This window comes from Nonomuraea sp. NPDC049028 (assembly GCF_043197735.1).
In the GTDB taxonomy this organism is placed as follows: Bacteria; Actinomycetota; Actinomycetes; order Streptosporangiales; family Streptosporangiaceae; genus Nonomuraea.
In genome coordinates this window covers 118621-139068 of sequence record NZ_JBICTR010000016.1, presented here as the reverse complement: position 1 = coordinate 139068, position 20448 = coordinate 118621, and the positions used below count along the sequence as shown (strand labels likewise).

Below are 20448 nucleotides of genomic sequence, written 5' to 3'. Positions count from 1 at the left end.
GTCGCGAGCCACTGCCAAGAACACCTGCCGCTCCGCGCAGGGTCCTCTCTTCTTTTGTTTGGCTGGCATCTAAACTAATCGGCGACCGTTGACGTTTGTTCGTTGGAACGGAAAACTAACGCGCGAGCCCGTGCCGGTCAGCCGAAGGAGCCTTCATGCCCTACCGCCCGCCCCTGGTCGCGCACGAGTACTTTGTCGCCGACCCGCCGGAGCTGCCGGTCCGCACGCGGGGTGAACAGGGCCTGTCCGCGTTGACCGCCGCCGAGCCGGTGGCCGTGGACGACTCCGGAGTGACCCTGAAGGGCATCACCTCGGCGGAGGAGAGCCTGGTCGTACAGGTGCGGGTGGCGGGCGAAGGGGTGATCCGGGTCCGGCTCGGCCAGGACGTGGACGCCCGCGCCCGCTCGGCCCGGGCGACCTCCTTGGTGACACCGGGCACGTACGCGGGAGCCCGGGTGGAGACCCGGCCCGGCGGGCTGACCATCGACGCGGGCTCGTTGCGCGCGGAGATCACCCTGGACCCGTGGCGGCTGCGGTTCACCGACGCGGCGGGCGTCACGCTGGTGGAGCAGGACCGGGGGCACACCGACATCAGCGGGCGGCTGCGTACGCTGCCGTTCGGGCGCTCCCACGCCGACGGCGTCACGGTGGCCTACCACGAGAGCTTCGCCGCGCCGGCCGACGAGGCGTTCGCCGGGTTCGGGGAGTCGTTCACCCCGCTCGACAAGCGCGGCCAGCGGCCCGTCATGTGGAACTTCGACGCCTTCGGCGCCGAGTCGCAGCGCGCGTACAAGAACGTGCCCTTCTACCAGTCGAGCAGGGGATACGGCATCGTCGTCGACAGCGGGGCGCCGACGGAGTTCGACGTCTGCCAGTCCACGCACAGCGTCGTGCAGATCGTCGTCCCCGACGACCTGATCGACTACTACGTGATCGCCGGGCCGACGCCACCGGAGATCCTCGACCGCTACGACCGGCTGACCTGCCGTCCGGCGCTGCCGCCGAAGTGGGCGTTCGGCACCTGGATCTCCTCGGGCTTCTTCGTGGACAGCCAGGAGCGGGTCATGACGCGGGCCCGGACGATCCGCGAGCGCGGCATCCCGTGCGACGTACTGCACCTGGACACCTACTGGCAGACCGACGGCCACTGGTCGGACCTGCGCTGGGACGAGGCCCGCTTCCCCGACCCGGCCGGGATGCTCGCCGAGCTCGACGGGATGGGCTTCAAGGTCTGCCTCTGGATGAACCCCTACATCTCCCACCTGAGCCCAGCTTTCCCCCAAGCCGCCGAAGCCGGATATTTCCTGAAAAATCAGGATGGGGAGGCGTACGTCGCCGACTGCTGGCACGGGTCCTACCCGGCCTGCGGCATCGTCGACTTCACCAACCCGGCCGCCGTCGCCTGGTTCCAGGGGCTGCTGCGCCCCCTGCTCCAGCAGGGCGCGCAGGCGTTCAAGACCGACTTCGCCGAAGGCGTGCCGCACGACGCGACGGCCTTCAACGGCATGACCGGCACCGATCTGCACAACGTCTACACGCTGCTGTTCAACGACGCCGTCGCCGAGGTGACCCGCGAGGTCCACGGGCACGGCCTGGTCTGGGCCCGCTCGTCGTTCCTGGGCGGCCAGCGGCACTCGGCCCAGTGGAGCGGCGACACCTTCACCAGTTACCCGGCGATGGGCAGCACGCTGCGCGGCGGCCTGGCCCACGGCCTGTCGGGCGTGCCGTTCTGGAGCCACGACGCGGGCGGCTTCACCGGCCGCCCGGCCGACGACCTCTACGTCCGCTGGACCCAGTTCGGCGCGCTGTCCCCGCTGCTGCGGCTGCACGGCACCACCAGCCGCGAGCCGTGGGAGTTCCCCGAGGTGGAGGCCGAGGCGGTGGCCGCGCTGCGGCTGAGGTACCGGCTCATGCCGTACCTCTACTCGGCGGCCGTGGACGCCGCGCGGACCGGCGCGCCGATGATGCGGGCGCTGTGCGTCGACCATCCGGGCGACCCCGTCGCCTGGCGGGCCGACCTGGAGTATCTGCTCGGCCGCGACCTGCTGGTCGCGCCCATGACCACGCCCGACGGCACCCGGCAGGTGTACCTGCCCGAGGGCCGGTGGGTCGACTACTGGACCGGGGAGCTGCTGGAGGGCGGGCGCTACCGCGCCGTCTCGGCGCCGCTGGAGCAGATCCCGCTGTTCGTCCGGTACGGCGCGCTCATCCCGGTCACCACGCCCGGGGACACCGTGGACGTCCCCTCGGAGATCACCCTTGTCGCCTTCGGGGGCGGCGACAGCCGTAGCACGGTCCACGATCTCGACGGCGAGACCGTCGTCGAGGCCACCCGCGACGGCGACACCCTGCACGTCACCGTCACCGGTCCGAAGCGGGTCGCCGGGGTCGAGTTCGCCCCGGTGGCGGGCGCCCCGGTCCGGGCGGTCATCACCTCCCAGGAGACACCATGATCAAGCTGAGAAGTGCCGCGGCGGCGCTCGCCGTCGCGGCATTGACCCTGACCGCCTGCGGCTCCGGCTCGGACGGGCAGCAGCCGGCCGCGAGCGGCCAGTCGCGCGTGCTCAAACTGTGGCACTACGAGAGCGCCGAAGGCGCGATGGGCAAGGCCTGGGCGGCGGCGATCAAGAAGTTCGAGTCGACCCACCCGGGCGTGACGGTGAAGTTCGAGGAGAAGGGCTTCGAGCAGATCCAGAAGACGGCCAGCATGGTGCTCAACTCCGACGAGGCGCCCGACGTCATGGAGTACAACAAGGGCAACGCCACCGCCGGATTGCTGTCGAAGCAGGGCCTGCTGACGGACCTGTCGGAGCAGGCGACCAAGCGCGGCTGGGACAAGCTGCTGTCGGCCAGCCTGCAGACCACCGCCAAGTATGACGACCGGGGCATCATGGGCTCGGGCAAGTGGTTCGGCGTGCCGAACTACGGCGAGTACGTGATGGTCTACTACAACAAGAAGCTGTTCGAGAAGAACGGTGTCACGGTGCCGACCACGTTCGAGGAGTTCACCGCGGCGCTGGACAAGTTCGCCAAGGCCGGCGTGACGCCCATCTCCACCGCCGGGGCCGAATACCCAGCCCAGCAGATCTTCTACCTGCTCGCGCTGAGCAAGGCCAACCGGGCGTGGGTCGATTCCTACGAGCTCTACAAGGGCAAGGTCGACTTCCACGGCCCCGAGCTCACCTACGCCGCCGACACGCTGGCCGACTGGGTGAAGAAGGGCTACATCGCCAAGGACTCGGCCGGGATCAAGGCCGAGGACATGGCCACCGCGTTCATCGGCGGCAAGTTCCCGATCATGGTGTCCGGCAGCTGGTGGTACGGCCGGTTCCAGACGGAGATCAAGAAGTTCGAGTGGGGCTCGTTCCTGTGGCCCGGCAACCAGCTCGCCCCCGGCTCCAGCGGCAACATCTGGGTCGTCCCCGAGAAGTCCAAGAACAAGGACCTGGCCTACGACTTCATCGACATCACGATGAGCAAGGAGATCCAGAACCTGCTCGGCAACTCCGGCGGCGTCCCCGTCGCGGCCGACCCGGCCGCCATCACCGACCCCAAGAGCAAGGAGCTCATCGACAACTTCAACAAGCTCACCTCGCAGGACCAGCTGGCCTTCTACCCCGACTGGCCGGCCCCCGGCTACTACGACGTCCTCGTGGCCGGCGTCCAGAACCTCATCAACGGCAGCAAGCCCCCGGCGAAGGTGCTCGACGAGATCGCCCAGCCGTACAACGAGAACCTCGCCGACCTTGGCAACTAGAGCAGAGCGCGGCTACTGGCCGTACCTGATCCCCAGCGCGGTGCTGTTCACCGCGGTCATCGTCGTGCCGTTCGTGATGAATGTCGCGACGAGCTTCACCCGCTGGTCGGGGGTGGGCACACCCACCTGGATCGGTACGCAGAACTACGTCCGGCTGTTCGCGGACGAGCGCTTCTGGACGTCCTTCCGCAACAACGTGGGGCTGATCGTCGCGATGGCGATCATCCCCACGGTGATCGGGCTGGTGCTGGCCGCCGCGCTGTTCGACTACATCGGCAAGAGGTTCGGCCCCCGCACGGCCTCGGCCCTGCGGGCGGCCTATTACCTGCCGCAGGTGCTGCCCGTCGCGGTGGCCGGGGTGGTGTGGGGCTGGATGCTGCACCCGACCTACGGCGCGGTCAACCAGATCTTCGGGCTGAAGGTCAACTGGCTCGGCGATCCCGACTACGCGCTGGCCACCGTGATGGCGGTGATGGTGTGGTTCCAGCTCGGCTACCCGGTCGTCATCTTCATGGCCGGGCTGCAGCGGGCCGACCCGGCCCTGCACGAGGCGGCGGAGATCGACGGGGCCTCGTGGTGGCGCCGGTTCTGGCACATCACGATCCCGCAGATCCGCCCTGAGATCTTCGTCGTGCTGCTGACGTGCACGATCGCCGCGCTCAAGGTGTTCGGGCCGATCTTCGTGCTCACCAGGGGAGGGCCGGGCAACGCCACGATGGTGCCCTCGTACTTCTCCTACCTCAACTTCTTCCAGAAGGCCAACATCGGCTACGGCTCGGCCATCGCCACCGTGCTGGCGCTGATCATCGTCGTGGTGACCTCGGCCTTCCTGTTCCTCCAGGAGCGGAAGCCGTGAGACGCTACCCGATCCTGGCCGCGCTGACGGTGCTCGCCGCCGTCATGCTGTTCCCGTTCGTCATCGTCACCTTCAACGCCTTCAAGACGCCCGCCGAGTATTCGGCGGGCAGCCCGCTGAGCCCGCCGCAGGGCCTGAACCTGGACGGGATCATCGCGTTCTGGACCCGGGTCGACTTCGGCGAGAAGCTCCTCAACAGCCTGGTGATCAGCGGCTCCGTCGCCGTGCTCGCCGTGCTGCTGTCGGTGCTCAACGCCTACGCCCTCGGCATCGGCCGGGTACGCGGCCGGCTGTGGATCCTCGTGCTGTTCCTGGTGGCCAACACGCTGCCGCAGGAGGCGCTGGCCTACCCGCTCTACTACCTGGCCAAGGCGGCCGGCCTGTACGACTCCAAGCTGTCGGTGATCATCGTGTTCACCGTCATCCAGGCCGCCTTCGGCACCTACCTGCTCAGCGCCGTGCTCGGCCAGTTCCCGAAGGAGATCCTCGAGGCGGCGCGGATGGACGGCGCGGGGCGCTTCCTGGCGCTGTGGCGGATCGTCGTCCCGATCAGCAGGCCCACGCTGTCGGTCCTGGTGATCTTCTTCTTCATCTGGACCTGGAACGAGTTCTTCCTTCCGCTCATCTTCCTGGTCTCCAACGACACCCAGACGGTGCCGGTCGCGCTCGGCGTGCTGCAGGGCGAGAAGTACATGGACGCCACCATGTCCAGCGCCTCGGCGCTGCTCGGCATCGTCCCGGCCGTCGCGTTCTTCCTCATCTTCCAGCGGACGCTGACCAGGGGCATCACGGTCGGCGCCATCAAGTAGGAGCTTCGATGAAGCGATTCCTAGCGGCCGCCTTATTGGCGGTCACCATGGGCGTGGCGCCCGTCAACGCCGCGCCCGTCCATGCCGCGGCGACCCTGCCGTACCAGGACCCGGCCGTGCTGCTCGACCAGCGCGTCGGCGACCTCCTGGGCCGGCTCACCCTCGACGAGAAGATCTCGCTGCTGCACCAGTCGCAGCCGGCGATCCCCAGGCTCGGCCTGCCGTACTTCAAGGCCGGGACCGAGGCGCTGCACGGCGTCGCCTGGTCCAACGACCACAACGACGCCTGGACCCAGAAGCTGGCCAGCGGCACCGTCTTCCCGCAGGCCGTCGGCCTGGCCAGCACCTGGGACCCGGAGCTGATCAAGCGGGTCGGCTCGGCCGTGGGCGACGAGGTGCGCGGCTACAACGCCATCGACCCGGTCCTGTGGGGCACCCAGGTGTGGGCGCCGGTGGTCAACCTGCTGCGCGACCCGCGCTGGGGCCGCAACGAGGAGGGCTACTCGGAGGACCCGCTGCTGACCGGCGCCATCTCCACCGCCTATGGCAAGGGCCTGTCCGGCGACGACCCCGTCTACCTCAAGACCGCGCCGGTGCTCAAGCACTACCTGGCCAACAACAACGAGTACCTGCGCGGCCTGACCTCCTCCAACCTGCGGCCGAGGATCAAGCACGAGTACGACGAGGCCGCGTTCAAGCCGGCCATCTCCAACGACGCCGCCACCGGCGTGATGGCCTCCTACAACCTGGTCAATGGACGGCCGAACACCGTCAACCCCGACCTCGACACGGTCGTCCGCTCGTGGACGACCAAGGACCTCTACAACGTGAGCGACGCCTGGGCGCCGGACGCGCTGCAGGAGTACGAGCACTACTACGACACCAAGCCCGAGGCCGTCGCCGCGACGCTCAAGGCGGGCCTGGACAGCTTCACGGTCAACAACGACGACCCCTCCCTCATGACCGCGAACATCAAGTCCGCCCTCTCCCAAGAGCTGATCACCGAGGCCGATATCGACCGGGCCGTGCGGCACGTGCTGTCGATCAGGATCCGGCTCGGCCAGCTCGACCCCGACGGCGGACCGTACGCGAAGATCACCAAGGACGTGATCAACTCGGCGGCGAACCAGCGGCTCAACCGGCAGACCGCGGGCGAGGCGATGGTCCTGCTGGAGAACTCCGGCAAGACGCTGCCGCTCTCGCCAGGGCTGAAGAAGGTCGCGGTGCTCGGGCCGCTGCAGGACACCCTCTTCAGCGACTGGTATGGCGGCACGATGCCGTACAAGGTGACCCCGCTGGCCGGCATCAAGGAGCGGCTCGGCGCGCGGGCGGCCGTGACCGGCGCCGACGCGCTGGACCGGATCGCGCTCAAGGACCTGGCCAGCGGCAAGTACGTCACCGCGACCGGCACCACGGGCCAGAGCGTCGTCGTCTCGGACACCGCGCCCGGCGGCGCCTCGACCTGGGACCAGACCGACTGGACCGGCGACGTCTCGACCCTGCGCAACGTGGGCAACGGCAAGCTGCTCACCGGCAACTTCGGGCCGTACGTCACCAACTCCGACGTCCCGGGCGGCTGGTTCGTCCAGCAGCAGTTCCGGCTGGAGGCTCAGGCGGACGGCACGTACCTGATCCAGTACGTCGGCTACGAGGTCAACGAGGGCTGGTGGCCCTTCCCCGAGCACTACGTGACCGTCGGCGCGGACGGCACGCTCGGCACCGGGACGAAGGCCGCTGCGGCGCACTTCGCCAGGGAGGTCGTCCAGAGCGGCGCCAAGACCGCGGCGGCGGCGGCCAAGGGCGCCGACGCGGCGGTGGTCGTGGTCGGCAGCAACCCGTTCGTCTACGGCCGCGAGAACCACGACCGCTCCAGTCTCGCGCTCGGCCAGGGCCAGCAGGAGCTGATCAAGGCCGTGCGGGCGGCCAACCCCAACACCGTGGTCGTCCTGGAGGACAGCTACCCGACCACCATGAACGTGGACACCCCGGCCCTGCTCTGGACCACCCACGCGGGCGCCGAGACCGGGCACGCCGTGGCCGACGTGCTCTTCGGCGACCGCAACCCGGCGGGCCGGCTGACCCAGACCTGGTACCGCTCCGACGACCTGCCGAACATCCTGGACTACGACCTCACCAAGACCGGGATGACCTACCTCTATCACCGGGGCGACCCGCGCTACGCCTTCGGCCACGGCCTCAGCTACACCACCTTCGGCTACCAGGGCCTGAAGGTGACCCCGCGCGGCGACTCCTACGACGTCACCGTCAAGGTCACCAACACCGGCTCGCGGGCCGGTGACGAGGTCGTCCAGCTCTACACCCACCAGCAGAGCTCGCGCGTCACCCAGCCGGTCAAGCAGCTGCGCGGCTTCACCCGCCTCACGCTGCGCCCCGGCGAGAGCCGTACGGTGAAGCTGACCGTCAAGAAGGCCGACCTGGCCCTGTGGGACGTCACCCGCGGCAAGTGGACCGTGGAGACGGCCACCCACGACGTCCTGGTCGGCGGCTCCTCCTCGGCCATCAGGCAGCGCGCGACCCTCCAGGTGAGCGGCGAGCGGATCCCGCCCCGCGACCTGACCAGGAGCACCCGGGCGATCGACTTCGACGACTACTCCGGCGTGGACCTGGTCGACACCTCGAAGGCGAGCGGTGAGGCGATCGGGGCGGTCACGGGTGACTGGCTGAAGTTCGCCGACACCGACCTGCGCGGCGGGCTCACCGGAATCACCGCGGGCGTGTCCTCGGTGGCGGGCGGCTCCTTCGAGGTCCGCGCGGGCTCCCCGTCGGGCGCGCTGCTGGCCACCGTCGCGGTCCCGGCCACCGGCGGGATCTACCAGTACGGCACCGCGTCCGCGACGCTGTCCGGCGCCGCCGGGATCCGGGACCTCTACCTGGTCTTCAAGGGCGACCTGCGGATCAAGGATCTGACCCTCACCAAGTAAGTTTGGTTAATAACCAAACTATTGACCTCACTCGGAGGCTGTGTGAGCCTCTGAGTGAGGGTTCGGGGACCTCGCGACCATGTGCGCTGGAGCGGCGACGGCAGGGTCCTGTACCCGGTCGTGCATGGCGGTCATCTGCTGCTGTGGGGCGCTTGGCCCCGGAGAGGGAAACCGCTCATGCGAAGAAGGTTGTTCAGCCTGCTCGCGGTGGCCGTCGTCGTCGTGGCGATGGTGGTGGTGCGGATGGCGCCGGTCGGCGCCGTCGCCGCGGATCCGTACGCCTTCAAGGGAGTGAAGATCGGCGGCGGCGGCTTCGTCCCCGGCATCGTCTTCAACCAGAAGGAGAAGGACCTCATCTACGCCCGGACCGACATCGGCGGCGTCTACCGCTGGGACAAGACCAAGTGGACGCCGCTGCTCGACGGCATCGGCTGGGACAAGTGGAGCTGGGTCGGCGGCGTCAGCGTCGCCACCGACCCCGTCGACCCGAACCGGGTCTACGTCGCCACCGGCATGTACACCAACGACTGGGACGCCAACAACGGCGCCATCCTGCGCTCCACCGACCGGGGCAACACCTGGGCCGCCACCGAGCTGCCGTTCAAGGGCTTCGGCAACATGCCGGGCCGCGGCATGGGCGAGCGCCTGGTCATCGACCCGAACAAGAACAACATCCTCTTCTACGGCACCGCCAACAAGAACGGCCTGTGGAAGAGCACCGACTACGGCGTCACCTGGGCCAAGGTCACGAGCTTCCCGAACGTCGGCACCTTCGCCCAGGACCCCAACGACACCCAGAACAACTACAACACGATGACCCAGGGCATCCCCTGGATCACCTTCGACCCGCGCACCGGTTCGGCCGGCACCGCCACCAAGACGATCTACGCCGGGGTGGCGGACAAGGACAACAACGTCTACCGCTCCACCGACGGCGGCGCCACCTGGAGCCGGGTGGCCGGCCAGCCGACCGGCTACATCCCGCACAAGGGCGTGCTCGACCCCGTCAACGGCTACCTCTACCTGGCCACCGGCAACACCGGCGGGCCGTACGTGGGCGAGGACGGCGAGGTGTGGCGCTACGCCACCGCCACCGGCACCTGGACCGAGATCACCCCGACCCCCGACGCCGACCGCTACTACGGCTTCAGCGGCATGACCATCGACCGCCAGAACCCGAGCACGATCATGGTCGCCAGCCAGGTGTCGTGGTGGCCGGACAACATCATGTTCCGCAGCACCGACAGCGGCGCCACCTGGACGCGGATCTGGGACTGGAACGGCTACCCCGACCGGACCTTCCGCTACACCCAGGACGTCTCCTCCCATCCGTGGCTGGCCATGGGCAACCCGCAGCCCCCTGAGATCACGCCCAAGCTCGGCTGGATGACCGAGGCGATGGAGATCGACCCGTTCGACTCCAACCGGCTGCTGTACGGCACCGGCGCCACCATCTACGGCACCTCCAACCTCAAGCAGTGGGACGCCGCAGGCGGCAAGATCACCATCAAGCCGTTCATCGAGGGGCTGGAGGAGACCGCGGTCCTCGACCTGATCAGCCCGCCGACCGGGGCGCCCCTGCTCTCGGCGGTCGGTGACATCGGCGGCTTCGTGCACAGCAACCTCGACGCCGTGCCGCCGATGATGTACACCCAGCCCAACCTCGTCACCACCAGGAGCATGGACTACGCCGAGCTCAGCCCGTCGAACATGGTCCGCGCCGGCGACAACGACACGGCCGGGGTGACCCGCATCGGGTTCTCCTCCAACGGCGGCGCCAACTGGTGGCAGGCCAGCAGCGAGCCGGGCGGGGTCACCCAGGGCGGCAGCGTCGCGATCTCGGCCAACGCCGGCACCACGGTGTGGTCGCCGACCGGCGGGGCGGTGAGCCGCTCGACCGACTCGGGCAGCTCGTGGACCGCCGCCTCGGGCATCCCGGCCCAGGCGCAGGTACGCTCCGACCGGGTCAATCCGAACAAGTTCTACGGCTACTCCGGCGGCAAGTTCTACGTCAGCACCAACGCGGGCGCCACCTTCACCCAGTCCGCCGCCACCGGGCTGCCCACCGGCACCGCCACCGTCAGGTTCAAGGTCGTACCCGGCAAGGAGGGCCACATCTGGCTCGTCGGCGGCGCCCCGTCGACCGGCAAGTACGACCCCGCTGGCACCTACGGCCTGTGGCGCTCGACCGACTCCGGCGCCACCTTCACCAAGCTCGGCAACGTCACCGCGGCCGAGAACGTCGGCTTCGGCAAGGCGGCCCCCGGCGGCTCGTACATGGCGATCTACCTGGTCGGCCAGATCGACGGCGTGCACGGGTTGTTCCGCTCCGACGACGCGGGCGCCTCGTGGGTGCGGATCAACGACGACCGGCACCAGTACGCCAACATGGGCGAGGCGCTCACCGGTGACCCCCGCGTGTACGGCCGCGTCTACCTCGGCACCAACGGCCGCGGCATCATCTACGGCGACCGTACCGGCCCCAACCCGACGCCCACGCCGACTCCGACTCCGACTCCGACGCCCACCCCGACCCCGACCCCCACACCCACGCCCACCCCGACGCTCACGCCGGTGCCGGGCAAGGCGTGCGCGGCGACCTACGCGTCCACCGGCCAGTGGCAGGGCGGCTTCCAGGCCGGGGTGACGGTGAAGAACTCCGGCACCGTCGCCATCACCGGGTGGACGGTCGGCTGGACCTTCCCCAACGGCCAGACCATCACCCAGCTCTGGAACGGCGCCCACACCCAGACCGGCGCCGCCGTCAAGGTCACCAACGTCAGCTACAACGGCGCGCTGGATCCGGGCGCGAGCACCACGTTCGGCTTCACGGGCAACTGGACGAGCAGCAACGACCCGCCCGCCACGGTCACCTGCACGCCCGCCTGACAACGCGGAGAGAGGGCCCGCACGAGGCCCTCTCTCGGTCAGCCCTTGACGGCGCCGATGATGACGCCCTTCGTGAAGTGCTTCTGCACGAACGGGTAGATCACCAGCACCGGGATCAGCGCCAGCGTCACGATGGCCATCTGGATCGCCAGGCTCGGCGGCAGCGCGTGCCCGCCGACCGCGGTGTCGCCCGTCTGCCCGACGAACATCGACTGCCCCTGAAGCACGAACTGCCGCAGCACCACCTGCAGCGGCCACTTGGTGCTGTCGTTGAGATAGAGGGTGGCGTTGAAGAAGGCGTTCCAGTAGCCGACCGCGTAGAACAGCCCGATCACCGCCGTGACGCCCTTGGACATGGGCAGCACGATCCGCCACAGGATGCGGAACTCGCTCGCCCCGTCGATCCGCGCGCTGTCGGTGACCTCCTCCGGGATGTTCATGAAGAAGGCCCGCATGACGACCAGGTTGAAGGCGGTGACGGCGGTCGGCAGGATCAGCGCCCAGTACGAGTCGATCAGCCCCAGCGAGCTGACCAGCAGGTAGCTCGGGATCATGCCCGGCCCGAACAGGAAGGTCAGCAGCACGAGGAACAGCATCGGCCGGTGCAGCAGCGAGCCGGGCCGCGACAGCCCGTAGGCCGCCAGGACGGTGACCGTGAGGCTGAGCAGGGTCCCGACCACGGTCACCCCGAGGCTCACCCCGATCGACCGGGTCACCACCCCGCCCGCGAACAGCTGCTCGTAGGCGGCGAAGGACAGCTCGCCCGGCACGGTGACCAGGCCACCCGCCTTCGACACCGCCTCCTGCGTGGACAGGCTGGTCAGCACGACCATGTAGATCGGGAACAGCACGGCGGCCACGATGAGGGCCAGCACCAGCCCCTTGACGCTCGCGCCGAACCGGGTGGGCCGCTCGGCCCAGACAGGCATAGTCATGATCGTTTGTAGATTCCCTGCTCGCCGAAACGGTGGGCGACCTTGTTGGCTATGAGGATCAGGATCAGCCCGGCCACGCCCTTGACCAGGCCCGCCGCGGCGCCGTAGCTCCATTCGCCGGTCAGCAGCGTGCGCCAGTACATGAACGTGTCGAGCACCTCGGCGGCGTCACGGCCGACGGCGTCGCGCTGCAGGAAGAACTGCTCGAAGCCGACGTTGAGCGCGTCGCCCAGCCGCAGGATCAGCAGCAGCACGAAGACCGGGCGCAGGCCGGGCAGCGTGATGTGCCACAGCCGCCGCCACCGGGAGGCGCCGTCCACGGCGGCGGCCTCGTAGAGGTGCGGGTTGATGGCGGCCAGCGCCGCGAGGAAGATGATCGTCCCCCAGCCGGCGTCCTTCCAGACCGTCTCGGCGGTGACCAGCAGAATAAACGTGTCCGGATTTGTCATGATGTCCACGCCCGCGAAGCCGTGGTCGCGCAGGATCTGCGCGAGCAGTCCCGCGCCGCCGAACATCTGCTGGAACAGGGTGACGACCAGGACCCAGGAGAAGAAGTGCGGCATGTACACGATGCCCTGGATGAACAGCCGCAGGCGGGGCCGTACGACGCTGTCGAGCAGGATGGCCAGCAGGATCGGCAGCGGGAAGTAGAAGATCAGCTGGAACGTGGTGATCGACAGCGTGTTGAGTGTCGCGTCCCAGAAGCTCTGGTCGAACATCAGCCACTGGAAGTTCGACATCCCCACCCACGGGCTGTCCTTGACGCCGACGTAGGGGGAGTAGTCCTGGAAGGCGATCACGTTGCCGAGCAGCGGTACGTAGTGGAACAGGAGCAGCAGCCCGATCGCCGGCACGGTCATGAGCAGCAGCTGCCAGTCGCGCCGGAACCGGGCCCGCAGCGAGCCCTGCTTGATCCGGACCCGGGTCTGGGTGATGCCCGAGCCGGCGGGAGAGGGCAGGTCTCCCGCCGGCCCGGCGTCCGTGGCCCGCTCGACCGCGATGTGGTCAGGCGCGGCCATTGTCCCGAAGGACCTTCATGTAGAACTCGCGTGCCTCGTCGCCGCCGTCGCGCCGCCACTCCGCCGCGATCTGCTTGGCGTCGCTGACCGGGCGGCGGCCGCGCATGATGTCGGTGAACTTGTCCTCGGTGGGCACCTGCAGGCCCGAGTACTTCGACGGCCGCTGGATCCTGATCCCGTCGAACGGCGTCTTCTCGATGTACTTGAAGGAGGCGTTCTGCCAGTCGATGTTGGCCTTGGCCGCCTCGGGGAAGGGCCAGTCCACGTAGAGGGGCCGGCCGCCCAGGAAGCCGTAGGTGTAGGCGACCTCCTTGCGGCCCAGGTCGGTGCTCTGCGGGATGCCCTTGGCGTCGAGGGTGAAGTGCTTGCCCTTGATCCCGAAGTTGGAGAGCTCGTACTCCTTGGTCCCGTACGGGGCGGCGCACCAGTTGAGGATGGACAGGATCTCCTCCATCTTCTCCTTCGGCAGCCCCTTCTTGATGAAGGTGAACATGCCCGCCGCGTTGTTGTGATACATGATCGGCGCGCCGCCGTCATGCGCGAACAGCGGGAAGACGCCCAGCGCGAAGTCGGGGTTCTTGCCGGTGTGCTGCTGGAGCAGCTCCTTCCAGCCGCCGAGGCCGTCCTTGTAGATGGTGATCTGGCCCGCGCCGATCAGGTCCTTCTCGTTGGCGCCCTTGCTGCCGGCGACGCTCGGATGGATGAGCCCCTCGGCGAAGAGCTTGCGCATCCACGCCAGCATCTCCTCGAACTCCGGCGTCTCGTACTTGTGCGTCAGCTTGCCGCCGGCGTAGCGCCAGTCCTGCGGGACACCGAAGATGGGCCAGGCCATCTCGTGGATGTCGCCGAAGGCCCAGCGCTTGGCCTTCGCGTCGGTGATCGTCTTGCCGAGCTGGTAGAGCTCGTCGGCGGTCTTGGGGTTCTGGTTCCAGCCGTTCTTGTCGAACAGGTCCTTGCGGTAGAGCAGGGCGTACGGGAAGGGCTCGGTGGGGTAGGGGATCGCCATCAGCTTGCCGTTCCACACCGACCACTCCCACGCGGCGGTCGGCAGGTTGGCCAGCAGCGGGTACGGCTTCACCTTGTCGCCCTGCAGGTACGGCGTGAGGTCCTCGAACGCCTTGTCCACGGCGGCGTTGAAGTCCGCCATCTTGTCGATCTCCCAGCTCGGGAGGGCGAAGATGTCGGGCAGGTCGCCGGAGGCCAGCCGGGCGATCGCCTTGTCGGCGTAGGTGTTGCCGTCGGCGATCTGGAACTCGACCGTCGCGCCGATGTCGGCGTTGACCGCCTGGAAGTAGGTGTTGCCCGGCAGTCCGGGCGGCGGCGGGCCCCACAGCGGGGTCATCGCCTTGTAGGTGCCGCCCTTGCCGGCCTTCTGGGTGAGGGCCGCGGTGGGGGCGGCCGGGTAGGTGGTGAAGCCGCCGGCGATGCCCGGCACGCCCGGCAGGTTGGAGACCGTGCCGGCCAGGTCGGGCTTGACGCCGGCGAACTCGACGTACGCCGGCGTGAGCTGGGTCAGCTTGTCCGCGGCGGCCGCGGTCGCGCCGCTCGAGCCGGGCCGGGTCCCGGTCGGGGCGGAGCAGGCGGCGAGGGTGGTCAGACCGGCCAGGCCGAGAAATCCACGGCGAGTCATCGACGGTGTCACGACGGCTCCCTTCGTTGGTCGGAGCAGGGTGAGGGGGTGTCGGAAGGGGAGGTCTACGGGCTAGAATTAGTTCGTCTAATGACCAAACAAACTAAACCCGAGGCGATGCTGACCACAAGGTGTGGCGCCGGTCACAGATTGATGTCGGGAGTGAGATGAGATTCGCTGACGGCTCCCTGCCCGCCGTTCCCGGGGGCCCGCGCGGCTCTCGGCGACGGCACGGGGACACTGGGGGACGGCGCACACTGGTACGGCGGCATGACCACCCGCGACGGCCTGACGGACGGGACAGACTTTGATCACCTCATCGACCGACCCGCAGCCGGCCGACTTCGCCGACGTGCGGGCCACCAACCTCGCCGTCGTGCTGCGTTTCGTCCGCGAGCACGCGCCGTGCTCGCGGGCCGACATCGCGGCCTCCACGGGCCTGAACAAGGCGACCGTGTCGAGCCTGGTCGCCGACCTGATCGACAGGCGGCTCGTCCGGGAGACCGGCCTGACCGAGAACCGCGTGGGGAGGCCGGCCACGATGCTGGTGCTGGACGGCTCGCCGTACGCGGCGATCGGGCTGGAGATCAACGTCGACTACGTGACGGCCGTCGCCGTCGACCTGGCGGGGGAGCGGCTGCTGTCCTGGCGGCGCGCCTTCCCCGGCTCGGTGGCCGCCGTCGCCGCGATCGTCAGGCGGGTGGTCAACCGCATGGCCAAGGAGGACAAGCAGATCCTCGGCCTGACCGTGGCCGTGCCGGGCCTGGTCGACGGGCAGGGCGTCGTACGGGTCGCGCCCAACCTGGGCTGGCTCGACACCGACGTCAGCGGCGACCTCGCCAAGGCGCTGCGCGACCCCGGCTTCCCCATCCAGGCCGACAACGACGCCAACCTCGGCGCCCTGGCCGAGCACCGGTTCGGCCCTCACGGGGCGGTCACCGACCTGGTCTACCTCACCGGTGAGATGGGCGTGGGCGCCGGCGTGATCCTTGACGGGCGGCTGCGCCGGGGCGGGCGCGGCTACAGCGGCGAGATCGGCCACATCCAGATCGACCCGCTGGGGCCGGAGTGCCGGTGCGGCCGGACCGGCTGCCTGGAAGCGGTGGCCGGCATCGGCGCGGTCCTGGAGCACGTCTCGCCCTCGCCGGTCGAGGTGGAGCTGGAGATCGAGGAGGTCGTCCGGCGGGCCCGCGCGGGCGACGCCCATACTCTGGGTCTGCTCCGCGGCGTGGCCCGCGACCTCGGCCGCGGGGTGGCCATCCTGGCCAACCTGCTCAACCCCCAGGTGGTGATCCTCGGGGGCTACTACGTGCCGCTGGCGCCCTGGCTGCTGCCCGCCGTGGAGGCCGAGGTGCGCGAGCGCACCATCGCGCCGGAGGCCGGCGGCTGCCAGGTGGTGATCTCGTCCCTCGGCTACGACGCGGCCGCGCTCGGCGGAGCCGCCCGGGTGCTCGACTCCATCGATTCAGGAAGATTGCCGCGAATCTCTTGACCCCGCTCGCACACGCGTGCACCCTTCAGAAGAACTCCGTTCGAAACACTCGTGTAACGGGCGGGGTTTTTCTGGACCGGCTATCGAAGCGCTTCGACAGAGACCCGAAGTGCGCTCCCCCCGCTAGTCGAAGCGTTTCGACGCTTTCAGAAGGTGGCCCCATGAACGAACCGTTCCGCGACCCGGACCTTCCCCTCGCCGAGCGGATCGCCGATCTGCAGGCCCGGCTGACCGTGACCGAGAAGCTCGCGCTGCTGCACCAGTATCAGGCGCCGGTTGAGCGGCTCGGCGTGGGCGCCTTCCGTACCGGCACCGAGGCCCTGCACGGCCTGGCCTGGCTGGGTCCCGCGACGGTGTTCCCGCAGGCCGTGGGGCTGGCCTCGACCTGGGACCCGGAGCTGGTCCGCAGGGTGGGGGAGGCGGCGGGCGAGGAGGTCCTGGCCTTCCACCACAAGGACCCCTCGGGCGCCGGGCGCAACGTGTGGGCCCCCGTGGTCAACCTGCTGCGCGATCCGCGCTGGGGCCGCAACGAGGAGGGCTACTCCGAAGATCCGTTGCTGACCGGCGTCATGGCCACGGCCTACGCGCGCGGGCTTCGTGGGAGCGCTCCCGTGATGCGGACCGCGCCTACCCTCAAGCACTTCCTCGGCTACAACAACGAGACCTACCGCTGCCTCACCTCCAGCAACCTGCCGCCGAGGGTCCTGCACGAGTACGAGCTGCCCGCCTACCGGCCCGCCCTGGAGAGCGGCGCCGCCGTCGCGGTCATGCCCTCCTACAACCTGGTCAACGGCCGCCCGGCGCACCTCAGCCCGCTTATCGGGCAGGTGCTGCGGGCCTGGGCGCCGGACGACCTGCTCGTGGTCAGCGACGCCTACGCCCCCGGCAACCTCACCGGGCTGCAGGGCTACTACGACGACCCGGCCGAGGCGTACGCGCACGCCGTACGGGCCGGGCTCGACAGTTTCACCCAGGACGACGACCGGGCCGAAGCGACCCTCGGCCACCTGCGCGAGGCGCTGGAGCGCGGCCTGCTGACCGAGGCCGACCTCGACACCGCCGTACGCCACACGCTGTCGATCCGCTTCCGGCTCGGCGAGTTCGACCCCGCCACGCCGTACGACGACATCACCGAGGCGGTCGTCAACTGCCCCGAGCACCAGGCGCTGGCCCGCGAGGCGGCCGCCCGCTCGATCGTGCTGCTGAAGAACGACGGCCTGCTGCCCCTGGCGCCGGCCGCCTGCCGCCGCATCGCGGTGCTCGGCCAGCTCGGCGACACCCTGCTGGAGGACTGGTACAGCGGCACGCTGCCGTACGAGGTGACCGCCCGCGCCGGTCTGGCCGAGCGCTGCGAGACGGTCTTCTGCGAGGCCGTCGACCGCGTCACGCTGACCGCCGACGCGGGCCCGGTGGTGGCCGGGCTCGATGGCGGGCCCCTGGGCATCGGGACGCCGGGGGGCCGGTTCGACCTGTTCGACTGGGGCGGCGGGGCCTTCGCCTTCCGCGCGGTCGCGACCGGCCGCTTCCTGTCCGTGGACGACGACGGCGTCCTGGTCAACGACCAGCCCGGCCCGAACGGCTGGGAGGTACGCCAGACCTTCCGGCTGGAACAGCGCACCCGCGGCGCCGTCGTCCTGCGCCACATCTCCACGGGCCGCTACATCGGCCTGTCCCCCGACGGGGTCTTCCGGCTGGTGGACGACGCCGACGCCGCCACGTGGCTGACGGTGGAGGTCGTCGAGAGCGGCGCCGCGGCGGCGGCCGCGCTGGCGGCCACCGCAGACGTGGCGGTCGTGGTGGTGGGCGACCATCCGCTGGTCAACGGCCGCGAGACCGAGGACCGCACGGACCTGGCCCTGGCCCCCGCCCAGGACGCCGTCGTCCGGGCGGTACGGGCGGCCAACCCGCGCACGGTCATGGTGATCACCAGCGGCTACCCCGTCACCTGGTCGGACCCGGACGTGCCCGCGGTGCTGTGGTCCTCGCACGGCGGCCAGGAGTACGGCCACGCGCTGGCCGACGTGCTGTTCGGCGACGCCGACCCGCAAGGGCGGCTCACCCAGACCTGGTACCGCTCGGCCAGCGAGCTGCCCGACCTGCTCGACTACGACATCATCGCCACGGATGCCACCTATCTCTATTACCGGGGCACTCCGCTGTACCCCTTCGGCCACGGCCTCAGCTACACCGTGTTCGACTACTCCGGCCTCACCGTCGCGGTCGACGGGGAGACCATCGCCGCCACGGTCACGGTCACCAACACCGGCTCGCGGGCCGGCACCGAGGTCGTGCAGTTCTACACCCACCAGCGGCGTTCCCGGGCCAAGCAGCCGCTGCGCCGGTTGCGGGGCTTCGAGCGGGTACGGCTGGCGCCCGGTGAGAGCCGGGCCGTCACGCTCACCTTCCCCGTACGGGATCTGGCCTTCTGGGACGTGACGCGCGGCGCCTTCGCCGTCGAGGACGCGCCGCACCAGCTCATGGTCGGCCGCAGCGCGACCGACCTGCGGCTGAGCGCGGCCTTCCACATCGAGGGCGAGACCATCCCGCCCCGGCACGGCGCCCTGGACGCGGCGGACCACGACGCCTACGACGCGATCGCCTTCGTCGACGCGGCCAAGGTCTCGGGCGACGCGGTGCGCTCCGAGGCCGAGGGGGCGTGGATCCTGTTCCGCGACGTCGAGCTCACCGGGGCCGCGTCGTGCCTGATCGAGGCGGCGAGCACCGAAGGCGGGGTCGTCACGCTCCGGCTGGACGACCTCCTCCACGGCCCCACGGTGGGCGCCATCCCCGTGCCCCCGGCCGGGCGCTACGCTCCGGCGGCGTCCTCGGGCGAGCTTGCGGAAGCCTCGGGGGTGCACGATCTTTATGTCGTGTTCGAGAACGTGGGCATCACGCTGGGCAGGCTGGAACTGACCGGCACGGGTCGGGCCGCCCCCCGATCGCCCGGCGCCGTACGCGCCGACCGAGGACGAACGGGCCGAGGCCGCCCGGACCGAGACCACGCCGGCACCGGACGGACCACCACATGACGGAACGCCACATAACGGACGGCCACCCGGTGGACGGGGGAGCGGCGGACGCGCGCGCTGAGGACGGGCACGCGACCGGCCGGGCGGTCACCATCGTCGAGGTGGCGCGGCACGCGGGTGTGGCGGTGAGCACGGTCTCCTATGTGCTCAGCGGGAAGCGGGCGATCTCGGCCGACACCCGGCGGCGGGTGCTCGACAGTGTGCGGACGCTCGGCTACCACCCCAACGCCGGCGCCAGGGCGCTGGCCAGCAAGCGGGCCAACGTGATCGCGCTGGTGCTGCCCCTGCGAGCCGGCATGCACGTGCCGGTGCTGATGCGCTTCGCCACCTCGGTGGTCACCGCCGCCCGCCACTTCGACCACGACGTGCTGCTCATGACCGCCGACGAGGGCCTCGACGGGCTGCGCCGGGCCGCGGCCAGCGCGCTGGTCGACGGCCTGGTGCTGATGGACGTCGAGCTCGACGACCCCAGAGTCCCGCTGCTGCGCCGGCTCGCCGAGCCCAGCGTGCTGATCGGCTTCCCCGCCGACGCCGCCGGGGTGACCTGCGTCGACCTCGACTTCGCCGCCGCCGGGGCGCTGTGCGTGGCGCACCTGGCCGAGCGCGGGCACCACGAGGTGGTCCTGCTCGGCGCGCCGGCGGTGGTCTACGAGCGGGGGACCGGCTTCGCCCGCCGTACGCTCGAAGGCTTCACCGCCGCCCTGGCCGAGCACGGGCTCGACGGTACGGCCCTGCCGTGCGAGGAGAGCTTCGAGGAGGTCCACGCCACCGTGAGCGGGCTGCTGGCGGCCCGGCCCGGTCTGTCGGGACTGGTCGTGCACAACGAGGCGGCCGTCAACCACGTGCTGAGCTCGCTGCGGCAGCTGGGCCGCAAGGTGCCGCAGGACCTCGCGGTGGTGGCGATCTGCCCGGACGACGTGGCCGAGCCCGCCCGGCTCACCTCGGTGCTGATCCCGGCAGAGGAGGTCGGCAGGGAGGCCGTCGGGCTGCTGATGGACAAGCTCGCGGGCCGCCCGGTGCCACCGGCGACCCTGCTGGTCCCTCGCCTGACGATCCGCGCGAGCACCTGACCGCACAGCCAGGCCCTTGC

General features: G+C 69.9%; 12 protein-coding genes. 9 read left to right on the top strand and 3 right to left on the bottom strand.

What is annotated here, in order from left to right; all coding sequences use genetic code 11:
* Positions 1-155 precede the first annotated feature (155 nt).
* The 6 genes from ACGFJ2_RS50050 to ACGFJ2_RS50025 all read left to right on the top strand — a co-directional run bounded on the left by ACGFJ2_RS50050 (position 156) and on the right by ACGFJ2_RS50025 (position 11253).
* Complete coding sequence (locus ACGFJ2_RS50050) at positions 156-2453, top strand: TIM-barrel domain-containing protein (RefSeq protein ID WP_393480769.1); 2298 nt, start codon at positions 156-158, stop codon at positions 2451-2453.
* A complete protein-coding gene (locus ACGFJ2_RS50045; RefSeq protein ID WP_393480767.1) occupies positions 2450-3757 on the top strand; it encodes an ABC transporter substrate-binding protein in 1308 nt (435 codons plus the stop codon). The genes ACGFJ2_RS50050 and ACGFJ2_RS50045 overlap by 4 nt, the downstream gene beginning before the upstream one ends.
* Entirely contained in the window at positions 3747-4613 is an 867-nt protein-coding gene (locus ACGFJ2_RS50040) for a carbohydrate ABC transporter permease (protein WP_393480764.1), read from the top strand. The genes ACGFJ2_RS50045 and ACGFJ2_RS50040 overlap by 11 nt, the downstream gene beginning before the upstream one ends.
* Positions 4610-5422, top strand: a complete 813-nt coding sequence (locus ACGFJ2_RS50035; protein ID WP_357952766.1) for a carbohydrate ABC transporter permease — start codon at positions 4610-4612, stop codon at positions 5420-5422. The genes ACGFJ2_RS50040 and ACGFJ2_RS50035 overlap by 4 nt, the downstream gene beginning before the upstream one ends.
* Before the next feature lie 8 nt (positions 5423-5430).
* Positions 5431-8364 carry a glycoside hydrolase family 3 C-terminal domain-containing protein gene (locus ACGFJ2_RS50030; protein ID WP_393480761.1) on the top strand — a complete coding sequence of 978 codons (2934 nt, stop codon included), beginning with the start codon at positions 5431-5433 and terminating at the stop codon, positions 8362-8364.
* Between the two features lie 177 nt (positions 8365-8541).
* Positions 8542-11253: a cellulose binding domain-containing protein gene (locus ACGFJ2_RS50025; RefSeq protein WP_393480758.1), complete on the top strand. Its 2712-nt coding sequence runs from the start codon at positions 8542-8544 to the stop codon at positions 11251-11253.
* 38 nt (positions 11254-11291) lie between these two features.
* On the opposite strand, the gene ACGFJ2_RS50020 is transcribed toward ACGFJ2_RS50025, so the two are convergent.
* Genes ACGFJ2_RS50020 through ACGFJ2_RS50010 form a run of 3 tightly spaced genes read right to left on the bottom strand, consistent with a single transcriptional unit; the run spans position 11292 to position 14849 of the window.
* Positions 11292-12182, bottom strand: a complete 891-nt coding sequence (locus ACGFJ2_RS50020; RefSeq protein WP_358433860.1) for a carbohydrate ABC transporter permease — start codon at positions 12180-12182, stop codon at positions 11292-11294.
* 2 nt (positions 12183-12184) lie between these two features.
* Positions 12185-13207: an ABC transporter permease subunit gene (locus tag ACGFJ2_RS50015; RefSeq protein WP_358433857.1), complete on the bottom strand. Its 1023-nt coding sequence runs from the start codon at positions 13205-13207 to the stop codon at positions 12185-12187.
* On the bottom strand, positions 13194-14849 hold the full coding sequence (locus ACGFJ2_RS50010) for a sugar ABC transporter substrate-binding protein (protein WP_393480755.1): 1656 nt from the start codon (positions 14847-14849) through the stop codon (positions 13194-13196). The genes ACGFJ2_RS50015 and ACGFJ2_RS50010 overlap by 14 nt, the downstream gene beginning before the upstream one ends.
* Positions 14850-15144: 295 nt before the next feature.
* On the opposite strand from ACGFJ2_RS50010, the gene ACGFJ2_RS50005 reads away from it, so the two are divergent.
* The 3 genes from ACGFJ2_RS50005 to ACGFJ2_RS49995 all read left to right on the top strand — a co-directional run bounded on the left by ACGFJ2_RS50005 (position 15145) and on the right by ACGFJ2_RS49995 (position 20428).
* Entirely contained in the window at positions 15145-16329 is a 1185-nt protein-coding gene (locus tag ACGFJ2_RS50005) for an ROK family protein (RefSeq protein WP_393480752.1), read from the top strand.
* A 161-nt stretch (positions 16330-16490) separates the two neighbouring features.
* A complete protein-coding gene (locus tag ACGFJ2_RS50000; RefSeq protein ID WP_393480749.1) occupies positions 16491-19358 on the top strand; it encodes a glycoside hydrolase family 3 C-terminal domain-containing protein in 2868 nt (955 codons plus the stop codon).
* Positions 19355-20428, top strand: coding sequence for a LacI family DNA-binding transcriptional regulator (locus ACGFJ2_RS49995; protein ID WP_357952774.1), 1074 nt, complete (start codon positions 19355-19357; stop codon positions 20426-20428). The genes ACGFJ2_RS50000 and ACGFJ2_RS49995 overlap by 4 nt, the downstream gene beginning before the upstream one ends.
* The last annotated feature ends 20 nt before the right edge of the window (positions 20429-20448 follow it).